General features: G+C 62.1%; 8 protein-coding genes and 1 tRNA gene. 7 read left to right on the top strand and 2 right to left on the bottom strand.

The window, feature by feature from the left end:
• The first annotated feature begins 64 nt into the window (after positions 1-64).
• The gene (locus V1277_RS32295) at positions 65-934 is read left to right on the top strand and encodes a LysR family transcriptional regulator (RefSeq protein WP_334419773.1); all 870 of its coding nucleotides are present in this window, start codon (positions 65-67) and stop codon (positions 932-934) included.
• 69 nt (positions 935-1,003) lie between these two features.
• Here the strand turns inward: V1277_RS32295 and V1277_RS32290 are convergent.
• Positions 1,004-1,078 (bottom strand) — tRNA-Asn (locus V1277_RS32290).
• A gap of 272 nt (positions 1,079-1,350) precedes the next feature.
• On the opposite strand from V1277_RS32290, the gene V1277_RS32285 reads away from it, so the two are divergent.
• The 5 genes from V1277_RS32285 to V1277_RS32265 all read left to right on the top strand — a co-directional run bounded on the left by V1277_RS32285 (position 1,351) and on the right by V1277_RS32265 (position 8,234).
• The gene (locus V1277_RS32285; RefSeq protein WP_334419772.1) at positions 1,351-1,530 is read left to right on the top strand and encodes a hypothetical protein; all 180 of its coding nucleotides are present in this window, start codon (positions 1,351-1,353) and stop codon (positions 1,528-1,530) included.
• Between the two features lie 142 nt (positions 1,531-1,672).
• A complete protein-coding gene (locus tag V1277_RS32280; RefSeq protein ID WP_334419771.1) occupies positions 1,673-2,338 on the top strand; it encodes a protein-L-isoaspartate O-methyltransferase family protein in 666 nt (221 codons plus the stop codon).
• A gap of 249 nt (positions 2,339-2,587) precedes the next feature.
• A complete protein-coding gene (locus V1277_RS32275; protein WP_334419770.1) occupies positions 2,588-3,994 on the top strand; it encodes a TolC family outer membrane protein in 1,407 nt (468 codons plus the stop codon).
• A gap of 318 nt (positions 3,995-4,312) precedes the next feature.
• Positions 4,313-5,011 (top strand): PopZ family protein, encoded by a 699-nt coding sequence (locus V1277_RS32270; RefSeq protein WP_334419769.1) that lies wholly within the window; start codon positions 4,313-4,315, stop codon positions 5,009-5,011.
• Positions 5,012-5,366: 355 nt separating this feature from the next.
• Positions 5,367-8,234 (top strand): valine--tRNA ligase, encoded by a 2,868-nt coding sequence (locus tag V1277_RS32265; RefSeq protein WP_334419767.1) that lies wholly within the window; start codon positions 5,367-5,369, stop codon positions 8,232-8,234.
• 168 nt (positions 8,235-8,402) lie between these two features.
• Here V1277_RS32265 and V1277_RS32260 read toward each other — a convergent pair whose 3' ends face one another.
• Positions 8,403-10,709 carry a glycoside hydrolase family 113 gene (locus V1277_RS32260; protein ID WP_334419765.1) on the bottom strand — a complete coding sequence of 769 codons (2,307 nt, stop codon included), beginning with the start codon at positions 10,707-10,709 and terminating at the stop codon, positions 8,403-8,405.
• A 511-nt stretch (positions 10,710-11,220) separates the two neighbouring features.
• On the opposite strand from V1277_RS32260, the gene V1277_RS32255 reads away from it, so the two are divergent.
• Complete coding sequence (locus tag V1277_RS32255; protein ID WP_334419764.1) at positions 11,221-12,063, top strand: AraC family transcriptional regulator; 843 nt, start codon at positions 11,221-11,223, stop codon at positions 12,061-12,063.
• Positions 12,064-12,210 lie beyond the last annotated feature (147 nt).

The following is a 12,210-nucleotide window of genomic DNA, read 5'->3' as shown; positions in this document are numbered from 1 at the left end:
CTATTCCAATGTCGAGATAAATCCGGCAAAATTGAAATGAATATTCCATATATGGAGCAATAGCGTGAGCCACTTGAACGACATGGCGCTGTTCGTGGAGGTGGCCAGAGCCAGGAGCTTCCGGAAGGCGGCGGAGGCTCTCGGCATGCCAAACTCCACTCTGTCGCGACGCATCAGCGAGCTGGAGAAGGCGATAGGCCTAAGATTACTGCATCGCACGACACGCAAGATCGAGCTCACCGAGGCCGGCCAGCTTTACTACGAACGAAGCAAGCGTATCGTCGATGAGGCACGGCTCGCGCACGAACAGCTCAGCGCGATGGTGGAGCAGCCGAGCGGTGTCCTGCGGGTTTCGCTCCCGGTCGACTTCGCCACGCTTTACCTCACGCCGATCATCGTCGATTTTGCGCAAAGCTATCCCGGCATCACGTTCGAATTCGATCTGACTCCACGCCGCGTCGACCTAGTGGCCGAGCCGTTCGATGTAGCGATCCGCATCGGCAAGCTGGAAGATTCCAGTCTGATCGCCCGCCTGATCGGGCGGCACTCGCGCCACCTCTATGCGTCTCCTGGCTATATCGAGGCGTCAGGCGAGCCGGCAACACCGGCGGACCTGGCGGAGCACGAATGTATCTGCATGCCAAGGATCTGGACCTTGCATCAGGGGATGAACAAGATCGATGTCGACGTTGGCGGCCGCTTCACGGTCAACAGCGTCGGGATGATCCGCGCCCTGGCGGTCAACCACCAGGGCATTGCCCTGCTTGCCGAGAAGATCGTCGCCGAAGATTTGGCCTCGGGCAGGCTCCAGCGTGTCCTGCCGGAATGGCAGGGGTCGCCGGTCAGCATTCACGCCGTCACCGAAACTCGCCTCATTCCAGCCAAGACCCAGCGGTTCATCGAATTCCTGTCCGCCAGGCTGACGGAAACTTGAACCAGATCGTTACGCGGAGAAAAGTCGCATGCTGGCGCGCTGCATCGCGCCTTAGCGTAGAAAAGGCGGTGGCTCCCCGGGCTGGATTCGAACCAGCGACCATTCGATTAACAGTCGAATGCTCTACCGCTGAGCTACCGAGGAATAGGCGAAACAAAGGTTCGCGAGCGGGCAGCGTATAACAAAGCCTTTCGGGCTTGCAAAGGACCAAATCACAGGCTGCGCATTTGCTTGACGCCGGGCCGGAAAGTCCCCGCACGACAACGGTTTGTCAGTGCTTTCGTCCTCCGGGCAGACGGCGGACGGAACCGGGCGCAGGCAATTGCGTCATCTATAGGGGGCCCTGGATCGGGCCGCCAATTCGACTCAATCGGCCCGGAGCCTCTGTGGTGCCGGGTTTCACGGGAGCTGATTCGATGCCAGCCAATGTGACCGAACTAACACGTGCGGCACCTCCGATCGTCCCGAGCGACATTCCCGCCATGAGCGACGACGAATGTCTGTTTCGGCTCGTGCAAGCCGTTGAAGAACATGATGAGGGGCATCTGGATGAGGTGGCGCGGCTGATCGCCCGATTAGCCGTCCCGATAGAGTAGGCGACAGCAGCGGCTTTTCCCCGTACCGGCGGCGGTGCCTCGCAGCAGCGGCCGCATGTTGCGTTTTGCCGGAGCTTGTACCAAAGATGGCCCGGTTTCAGCTCCCCGGCGGCAACGCCGCATGCTTTCAGGGTCTTCGCCTATGTCCGGTTTTGCGACCGCGCGCCAGAAAATGGTCGATGGTCAGGTGCGTCCGAGCGACGTGACCGATATCCGAATTATCGATGCCATGCTGGCGGTGCCGCGCGAGGCCTTCGTTCCCGAAAACAAGCAGGCGCTGGCCTATCTGGATCTCGATCTCGACGTCAGCGAAGGGGGCTCGGCCAAGCGCTTCCTGATCAAGCCGGCAGTGCTGGCGAAGATGCTGCAGGCGGCCGAGATCAGGCAGAGCGATCGCGTCCTCGTGGTCGGCTGCGCCACCGGCTACGCCGCCGCCGTGATCGCCCGATTCGCTACCCAAGTGACCGCGACGGAGAGCGATTCGGCGCTGGCGGCGAGGGCACAGGCGATTCTGGCCGCCAATGGCTGTGGAAACGTGACGGTTCGGACCGCGGCGCCGGCCGATGGAGACCCGGCGAACGCGCCCTGGGACGTCATTGTGCTGAACGGCGCAACCGAGATCGTGCCGGAACGGCTCTACGGGCAATTGCGGAACGGTGGCCGATTGGTGGGCGTTTTTGCAAAGTCGCAGCCGGCGCGGGCCACCATGGTGACCTGTTCGCACGGCGATTTCGGTTACCGGACGCTGTTCGATGCCGTTGCCCCGGTGCTGCCCGGCATGGAACTTGTTCCGGCCTTCGTTTTCTAGCCTTTCAGCCCTTCCCACGCCCAATAATCGCCCGCCGTGGCCAGCTAAATCCTCTTCGAAATCAGAAGTGTGGCCCGATTGCCCCACGTGAAGAGTTTCGACGGGGTTTGCTTGCCGGGGTGTTCCGTCCAGCCTAGGTGCGGAATAAGGTGAGCTGGGACTCACTTCAAGTGAAGCGACGTTCGGTTAATGATCGTGTGCGATCATGGTCATGGGCCGGGCGTTTCAAAAATGATTGGATTGCTTGGGATGCGTGGGGTGAAGGCATTTGCCGGGGCCGCGGCTTCGGCCCTTCTATTAGTGTGCATGGGCTCGACGCCCGTCTTGGCCGACACAATTGAGGCAGCGCTGGTGCGCGCCTATCAGAACAATCCGCAGCTCAACGCGCAGCGCGCGCAGGTGCGCATCACCGACGAGAACGTGCCGCAGGCGCTGTCGGGCTATCGTCCCAGGGTTTCGGTCAACGCAAGCGCGGGCGTCCAGTATACGGATACGCTGAGCACTCAGGGCGGCACTCCCGACAATATCGTGAGAACCCCTATTGTCGGCGCCAATTCGCCGCGCAGCATCGGTGGCACCATCACGCAGACGCTGTTCAACGGTCAGCAGACCGCGAACAGGACCAGGGCGGCGGAAGGCCAGGTTTCCGGCGCGCGCGAAGCGCTGCGTGCACTCGAATCGACCGTCCTGCTCAGCGGCGCCACCATCTACATGGACTATCTGCGCGATTCCGCGATCGTCGAGGTGCAGAAGAGTAACGTTCGCGTGCTGGAGCAGACGCTGAAACAGACGCGCGACCGCTTCAATGTCGGCGAAGTCACGCGCACCGACGTGGCGCAGTCGGAAGCCCAGCTTGCCGCCGGCAAGACGCAACTCCTCACCGCGGAAGCCAATCTGACGACGACGCGTTCGAACTTCCGCCGCATCATCGGCAACGAGCCGCAAGCGCTGGCGCCGGGCTCGCCGGTCGACCGCTTCCTGCCGTCGACGCTGCCGGCTGCCGTCGAGCTCGGCCTGACGCAAAATCCGAACGTCACCGCGGCGATGTTCGGCATCGACGTCAGCTACCTCCAGGTCAAGGTGGCCGAAGGCGCGCTGTTGCCGACGGTCACGATTCAGGGCTCGGTCCAGCAGGCCTATGAGCAGAGCCTGATCCAGTACCGCACGTTCGGCGCATCCGTGACCACGCAGCTCACGGTGCCCATCTATCAGGGCGGCACTGAATATTCGCTGATCCGCCAGTCCAAGGAAACGGCGGCTCAACAACGTCTCGTGCTCGATCAAACGCGCGACCAGACCCGCGCCAACGTGGTCACGGCATGGGGGCAACTCGTCGCCGGCAAGGCGCAGGTCGCCTCCGCCCAGGCGCAGGTGCAGGCGTCGGAAATCGCGCTGAACGGCGTGCGCGAGGAAGCCAAGGCCGGACAGCGCACCACGCTCGACGTGCTGAACGCGCAGCAGGCGCTGGTGAACGCGCGCGTCGCGCTCGTCACAGCGCAGCATGATCGCGTGGTGGCGTCATATTCCGTGCTGGACAAAATCGGACGGCTGACGCCGCAGGTGCTGAACCTGCCCACCACGATCTACGATCCGAGCGTGCACTATCATCAGGTGCGCGATAGCTGGGCCGGCGTTCGTACGCCCGACGGCCGTTGATACCTGCACATATTCCCGCGCAGGCGGGACGAATATCGTCGCCCGGCGCCTGAAGCGCCGGGCGCTTTGCTTGCAATCATTTGTGGCCATGACGTACCGTTTCCGGGGCGAGCTGAGCGATTCGCGGCCCGCGTCTTTGTATCTCACGGACGCGCGTCGGGTTGTGTTTTGAGGGGAGCAGACCTCCCGCGCGATGCCGCGGGCGGGCTTGATCTGGGGACAAGTCAGGCTTGTGCGGTGAAAATCCCGGCCTGCATTTCCGGAACCGGCAATTCCCTCTTGGCTTTGGTGTAAAATGGTTTCGATGTGGAGTCGGAGATGACGCAACCTGCAAAGGTCCAAGAGCCCTCGATGGAGGAGATTCTGGCGTCGATCCGTCGCATCATTGCCGACGACGAGGCAAAGCCTGCCGCTGCTAAGCCGGAGGCCGCCGCGGCGGCGCCGCCGAAACCGGTGATGAAGGACATCCCGCCGTCGGCCATTGCCCCCAAGCCGGCTGCTCCGAAGCCCGCGCCGGCCCCGCCGCCGCCTGCACCCGCGCCTGAACCGGCCGCCAGCAACAACCAGGACGACATCGACGCGATGCTGGCGAGTCTCGATGCGGCAACGCCCGAGACGGAGATCAGGCCTGCGCAGCCGGAAGCCGACGTGTTCGAGCTCACCGACGAGATGGCGCTGCCGGATCCGCCGCCGCCGCCGAAAGCCTCCTTCAACAAGATCGAGCCGGAGGACGACATCGAGTTCAGCGAGTCCCACAGGGGGCGGCAGCCAGCCCACGAGCCGCCGCCGTTCGAACCACCACAGCAGCCGATCTTGTCGCGCTCGACCGTCTCCGCGGTCGAATCCGCCTTCAATTCGCTGGCCAATACCGTGCTGAGCAATAACGCGCGGACGCTGGAAGATCTGGTCAAGGAAATGCTGCGGCCGATGCTGAAATCCTGGCTCGATGACAATCTGCCGGGATTGGTGGAGCGGATCGTCAAGGCCGAAATCGAGCGGGTTTCGCGCGGGCGGTAGAGCGTTTTCAAGCGAAAGCCTGCCCCGGACTTGATCCGGGGTGGACACCGGTTCGCGTCAAGAAAAAGCGTCAAAACAAGAATCTAGAGCCCGGTTCTGATTCAATCAGAACAGAAAAGGCTCTAGTTCCGGGCGGATCTCCATTCGGACAGTCAAACCGGCGTTATCGCGGCTTCCCGCTGCCCCGGACTTAAGTTGTCAGGTTGACTTGAGGCGCTGTGGCGGCTTTCTAGGGGCAGGCCCGGCACCGATCACATCAGAGCCGGGCGCTACTACCTTGATTTGATGCGTATTCTCTAAGCGGACCGGCGACGGATTGCTCGAGAACGCCCCCGACATCCCCAATTGCAGTGCCATGATCGAAAAAAACTACCAGCCCGCCGATATCGAAAGCCGTATGTCACGGATCTGGGAGGAAAGCGGCGCGTTCAAGGCCGGCCGCCCGGAACGGAAAGATGCCGCGCCGTTCACCATCGTGATCCCGCCGCCCAACGTGACGGGCTCGCTGCATATGGGCCACGCGCTGAACAATACGTTGCAGGACATTCTCTGCCGCTTCGAGCGCATGCGCGGCCGCGACGTGCTGTGGCAGCCGGGCACCGACCATGCCGGCATCGCGACCCAGATGGTGGTCGAGCGGCAATTGATGGAACGGCAGGAGCCGGGCCGCCGCGACCTTGGCCGCGCCAAATTCCTCGAGCGCGTCTGGCAGTGGAAGGCGGAGAGCGGCGACACCATCGTCAATCAATTGAAGCGCCTCGGCGCCTCCTGCGACTGGTCGCGCGAACGTTTTACGATGGACGAGGGGCTGTCGCGCGCGGTCGTGAAAGTGTTCGTCGAGCTGCACCGCGAAGGCCTGATCTACAAAGACAAGCGGCTGGTGAACTGGGACCCGAAACTGCTAACCGCGATCTCAGATCTCGAGGTGCAGCAGGTCGAGGTCAAGGGCAGTCTCTGGTACCTGCGCTATCCGATCGAGGGCAAGACTTTTAGCCCCGACGATCCCTCGACTTTTGTCGTCGTGGCGACGACACGTCCCGAGACGATGCTCGGCGACACCGCCGTTGCGATTCATCCGGAGAACGAACGTATCGGGCACCTGATCGGGCAGCATGTGATCCTGCCGCTGGTCGGCCGCCGCATCCCCATCATCGGCGACGACTACGCCGATCCCGAAAAGGGTTCAGGCGCGGTCAAGATCACGCCGGCGCACGACTTCAACGACTTCGAGGTCGGCAAGCGTCACGGCCTGCCGCAGATCAACGTGTTCGATCGCGAGGGCTGCATGGCCCTCGTCGACAATGAGGATTATCTGCGAAGCTTGCCGGAAGGCGCGCTGATGCTAGCCGACGAGCTGCACAATCTCGATCGCTTTGCCGCGCGCAAGACGATCGTGGCGCGGCTGGAAGATTTCGGCTTCCTGGAAAAGATCGAGCCGAACACGCACATGGTGCCGCATGGCGACCGCTCCGGCGTGGTGATCGAACCCTATCTGACCGACCAGTGGTATGTCGACGCCAGGACCATGGCGCAGCCGGCGATCGCGGCCGTGCGCTCGGGCGCGACCAGCTTCGTGCCGAAGAACTGGGAAAAGACCTATTTCGAATGGATGGAAAACATCCAGCCCTGGTGCATCTCGCGCCAGCTTTGGTGGGGCCACCAGATCCCGGCCTGGTACGGTCCTGACGGCAAGGTGTTCGTCGCCGAGACTGAAGACGAAGCCGTCGGCAACGCACTCGGCTATTACGTCGAGCAGGAAGTCATCACGCCGGAGCAGGGCCGCGAGATGGCGCTGGATCCCGCCAGGCGCGAGGGCTTCATCACGCGTGACGAGGACGTGCTCGACACCTGGTTTTCATCAGGGCTGTGGCCGTTCTCGACGCTGGGCTGGCCCGACGAAACGGCGGAAGTGAAGCGCTATTACCCGACCAACGTGCTCGTCACGGGATGGGACATCATCTTCTTCTGGGTCGCCCGGATGATGATGATGGGCCTTCACTTCATGAAGGACGCGCCGTTCTCGACCGTCTACATCCACCGCCTGGTTCGCGACGAGAAGGGCGCGAAGATGTCGAAGTCGAAAGGCAACGTCATCGATCCGCTCGGCGTCATCGACGATTTTGGCGCCGACGCGCTGCGCTTTGCGCTGGCGCGCGGCGCGGCGCACAGCCACGACATCAAGCTCTCGCCGCAACTGGTCGAAACCAATCGCAATTTTGCGACCAAGCTCTGGAACGCCTGCCGCTTCGCCGAAATGAACGGCTGCGAGAAGCCAGACGGCTTCGATCCTGTGAATGCCAGGGAGACGCTGAACCGCTGGATCGCGCATGAAACCTCGCGCGCCACGCGGGAGGTCACCGAGGCGATCGAGGGCTATCGCTTCAACGATGCGGCGAATGCGATCTATCGTTTCGTCTGGAACGTCTATTGCGACTGGTATCTCGAACTCGCAAAGCCGGTGCTGATGGGCGAGGAGGGGGCGGCGAAAGCCGAGACCCGCGCCATGATCGCCTGGGCGCGCGACGAGATCCTCAAATTGCTGCACCCGTTCATGCCGTTCATTACCGAGGAGCTCTGGGCGGTGACGGCCAAGCGCGACGGCCTGCTGGTGTTGGCGGAATGGCCGCGCAAGGTCAGTTCGGTTACCGCCGAGCAGATCGCCGCGATGGCGATGGCAGGACCCGGCGATCCAGTGATTGCACCGGCCATGGTCGCGCTCGATGCCGGGGATTTCAGCGATCCGGCCGCCGAGGCCGAAATCGGGTGGGTGGTCGATCTCGTCACCGCCATCCGTTCGGTACGCTCGGAAATGAACATCCCGCCGGCCACGCTGATCCCGCTGGTGCTGTCAGGTGCGTCCGCGGAGACCAAGGAGCGCGCGCAGCGCTGGAACGACATCGTCAAGCGATTGGCGCGGCTGGCCGAGATCAATTTCGCCGACCGCCCGCCGGAAGGCGCCGTTCAGTTGCTCGTGCGTGGCGAGGTCGTGGCGCTGCCGCTGAAGGGCGTGATCGATCTGTCGGCCGAAAAGGCCCGGCTGGATAAGGAAATCGTCAAGGCCGACGCCGACATCAAGCGCGTCGACGCCAAGCTCGGCAACGAGAAGTTCGTGGCGAACGCGCCCGAAGAGATCGTCGAGGAAGAAAAGGAAAAACGCGAGGCGGCGGTCGCGCGCAAGGTAAAGCTGCAGGAAGCGCTGGAACGGTTGAAGATGGCGTCCTAGCCACCAACCGCACGTCATTGCGAGGAGCAAAGCGACGAAGCAATCCATCTATCCGTTATGCGGCGATATGGATTGCTTCGCTTCGCTCGCAATGACGACGGAGGGTTCTCCGTCATCATCGAGCACTCCATCGATGCTGGACCGGCGTCAGGACCATCCCGATAAGCCTCACACGAACAGAAAATCGCTGGCGTGGAGTTGGCTCATTGTCTTGTTCTGAATCTCGATCGCATTGTTGGCGTCGACCGTGATCACGACGCTGGTGCCAACCTCGGTCATGTGCGATTGGAGCGCGCTGAAGTCGGCAAACACCGTCTTGCTGAACTGAACGATATCCTGCACGCCATCGGTATTCTGGAAGTCGGCAACGGTGTCCTTGCCGAAGCCGGGGGCGAACACGAATGTGTCATTGCCGGTGCCGCCGGCTAGATAATCGTTCCCTGCGCTGCCGGTCAGCCGATCGTTGCCGCTGCCGCCGTACAGAAACTCGCTGCCCGTGCCGCCCTGCAAGCTGTCGTTGCCGTCGTCGCCGGACATTTGGGTTGCCGCCGGGCCGCCTTTGAGCTGGTCGTCGCCGGCGTTGCCGTGCATCGTATCCAGTCCGCCGCCGCCGGAGAGATAATCGTTGCCGTCACCGCCATTCAGGACATTGGCTAGCCAGCCGCCATAGAGCTGGTCTTTGCCGGTGCCGCCGTCGAGCAGGGCGCCGGTATCGCCGGTGCTGGCCTTGATGATGTCGTTGCCGTCGTCGCCATAAAGCTGATCGGTCGCCGTGGTGATGCCGGCGCCGCTGTTGATCGTGTCGTCGTCCGCCCCGCCGCGGATCACGTCCGCGCCGGGGCCGCCGTTGATGGTGTCATTGCCCGCGCTACCCTGGATCATGTCTGTGGCGGCGCCGCCGCTGATCACATCCTTGCCCGGGCCTCCTTCCAGATCGTCATCATCGGTCGACGAACCGAAGAACAGGTCCTGGCGGGCGGTCATGTCATAGTGGATCGACTTGTTCTGGTAGAGGTTCCACGTCCCCGGCGAACTCGGATTGACGCCTTCCGACACGGCAAGGTGCTCGCCGTTGACGGTGATGTCCTTGATATAAAGGTTGCGGTCGCCATTGGCGTTGGCGATGTCGTTGATGAAGGCGAGATCGAGACTGGAGACGCTGGCCGGGTTGGCGAATGTGAATGTGAAGGTCTGGAAACCCGATGGGTCGGTCGCGCCGTGGAATTCGACGGTGCTGCCGATCTGCTGCCCGTTGATCAGGAGCTGCATTTTGGCGCCGACGCCGTCGACGACGGAGCTGTAGCCCGTCACCGTGACTGACGTCTCCATGAGTTTCGGAATTGTATCGGGGCCGCCGGTAATGGTGTCATCGCCGCCGCCTGCCTTGATCGTGTCGTTGCCGACCCCGCCCGACAGCACGTCATTGCCGCTACCGACATCCATCAAATCGGCAGACGGAGAACCCGTTAGCGTCTGGCCGGGCGGCTGGTGCTGACCTCCGTACCATTCGGTAATCAACTCCTGCGCAGGCTTGCCTTGGGGCGAGTAGCCGATCGGCGAGTATTTGTTGTTCGTATCCCAGTTCCAGATCGACGCGCCTCTGAACCAGCTTCCGCCTTCCGATCCCCACACCTGAAAGAAGGCGTTGAAGGCATCGTATTGCTCCTGGACGTCCTGCGTCGTGCCTTCGGCCCAGCCGCCCGGGCTGATATTGGTTCCGTCGAGGCTGCGATAACCGGTTTCGGTGAAGAACACCTGCTTGTCGTACTGCAAGGCAAGGGAATGGAAGAAATCGACCGGCGACATGTGATTCATCACCTTCGCCCAGTAGTCGTCCGTGGACATGTTGTTCCACGCATTGACCATCTCCTCGACGGTCGGCTCGGTTGTCGTCGTCAGCGGCGGATAAGCGTTGATTCCGATGACATCGACCTTGTCCCAAAAGCTGACATTGATGGCTTCGTCGGTTGCGGCCGCATAGGTGATCTCGCCGTGGAACACGGCGCGTACGGAATCGATGAGGTCGACCCAGTAGCTTCGATATTGCGGTCCCGAGAGTTTGCTCAGCTCATTGCCGATCGAGAGCATGGTCACGCCCGCTTGCTCGGCGAGCTCAGCCATGTGAACCATTGCGGTCTTGTAGGAAGCGAAGAAAGCGGCCGGATCGCTCGGAATGAGCGCGTAGGCGAGCGTGCCATCGAGGGCTGAGACCATAGGCTTCAGCGTGACCGAAAGCCCGAGCGCCTGCGCATTTGCCGCCGCCTGGAGAATATTGGCGTCGCTCTCGGTCTTGTTGGGCTCGGCGAAAACATCGTTCGACGTCCTCGTTTGCATGAACAGCCGCGGAGCGAGCTCGATCGAATTTGAATTGGTGCCGGCGATCGCCTGCATGGCGGCGAGCGCGGAACCGGCGACGAATGCGCCATTGTAGTTGGAGAGGAATCCAAATCCTTGAACAGGAAACACGCCGGCCATCTACAGCTCCTTTTCTTTTGCAGTTTTCTGTTGCTGGTTGGTGGCGCCGTCGTTTGCGCAAATTCACCACGTGTTCCGCATGTTCGACGCAGCACAGTTTGTGAGCGCTTCACTCGCGCAAGGCGAAACAGCAGGCCACACTTACGTACTCAACGTGGGCGTGTCGTGACGGGATTGAGTCGATGTTGCGATTGTTGATGCAGCGATGCGGGGGAGGCGGCCGGCTTCAGCCGCGAGGACGGACGGCCTCGCCCGAACCGCGCGACCATGGGTTGATCAATTTGTAGGCAGTCAGGAGGGGCGCGTCAGGATTGTCGCAGATGTTTTTCTACACAATGGCTGCGTCTTTTTGCATAATGGTGGTGCAAATGTGTAGCGGCTCGACGAGGACGACAGTTTGGACCAGCGGCTGTTCCGTTCCCGAAGCAGGGCCGCACCGAATCAACGCGGCCTGTCCCGATCTACAGCCGGCTACTCAAGTCCGGATCCTGCCATTGAGATGGCGCGCATCTTGGACGAGCCACCGGTACTGGTGGCAGAGGTCTTGCATGGTGATACGCGCCTGACACGGAAATGGGCGCATGGCGGGTTGCAAGAGGATTACATGCGCGGCGTGGCCGGGTACGTCGCCGTTGGCTGCCACGAAGGACAGCACGAGATATCCTGGCGGATTGAGAACAAGCGCCTGACGTCCAGGACCAACTCGAAAGCCTTCACCCTCATTCCGAGAGGCGTTGACGGCCACTGGAACATTGCAGGCCCCGTGGTGGTTTCGCACGTCTACCTCACTCAGGAACGCCTCCAGGCATGCGCCGACGAGATTGCGGGCGGAAGACGTGTCGAGATTCTTCCGCGCGTGGCTTTCGCCGATCCCGCGGCGGCGGGGCTGCTTGAAATTCTCAGCCACGAGGCGGCGCGGGACAGTGCATCGTCCCGTCTGTTCGTGGAGCAGGCGATCGACCTCCTCTGCGCACGGCTGATCCGCGAGCATTCATCATTTGGCAGCTTGTCTGCTCAGGTTAGAAAGGGCGGGCTTGCTGACTGGCAGGTGCGGCGCGTCACGACGTTCATGCGCGAGAATCTCGAACAGCCTATCGGGCTGAATGAACTCGCCACCCTTGTCGGCCTGAGCCGCTTCCACTTCTGTACGGCTTTTCGGCAGTCGACCGGCCAGACCCCGCATGCATGGTTGACAGCGCAACGCATGCGCCGTGCCCGCGAGCTTCTCGCCCATTCAGGCCTGAGTGTCACAGAGGTCGCGCTTGCAGTCGGTTACGAGACGCCGTCAGCCTTCACGGCGGCTTTCCGAACGATCGTCGGAGTGACCCCGTCGGCGTTCCGACGCGCTCTGTAGGTGCCTGGCGGCACTTCATCGCAACACCGCGATAGTCGCCGCAATATCCGAACGGTACCCCCCACTAGGTTCATGCTTAGTTCGCGCTGTTCATCCGAGGCGATCGCTTGGCCGCGCTTGATGTCTGGTGCGCAGCGCAATCCGATC

This window comes from Bradyrhizobium sp. AZCC 1588, assembly GCF_036924735.1.
In the GTDB taxonomy this organism is placed as follows: Bacteria; Pseudomonadota; Alphaproteobacteria; order Rhizobiales; family Xanthobacteraceae; genus Bradyrhizobium.
Note: the sequence above shows the minus strand (reverse complement) of the source record. Positions and strands in the feature narration are given on the sequence as shown.

Coding starts and splice junctions, on each gene's coding strand:
- V1277_RS32285 (WP_334419772.1), top strand. CDS start 1,351: ATGCCAGCCAATGTGACCGAACTAACACGTGCGGCACCTCCGATCGTC.
- V1277_RS32280 (WP_334419771.1), top strand. CDS start 1,673: ATGTCCGGTTTTGCGACCGCGCGCCAGAAAATGGTCGATGGTCAGGTG.
- V1277_RS32275 (WP_334419770.1), top strand. CDS start 2,588: ATGCGTGGGGTGAAGGCATTTGCCGGGGCCGCGGCTTCGGCCCTTCTA.
- V1277_RS32270 (WP_334419769.1), top strand. CDS start 4,313: ATGACGCAACCTGCAAAGGTCCAAGAGCCCTCGATGGAGGAGATTCTG.
- V1277_RS32265 (WP_334419767.1), top strand. CDS start 5,367: ATGATCGAAAAAAACTACCAGCCCGCCGATATCGAAAGCCGTATGTCA.
- V1277_RS32260 (WP_334419765.1), bottom strand. CDS start 10,709: ATGGCCGGCGTGTTTCCTGTTCAAGGATTTGGATTCCTCTCCAACTAC.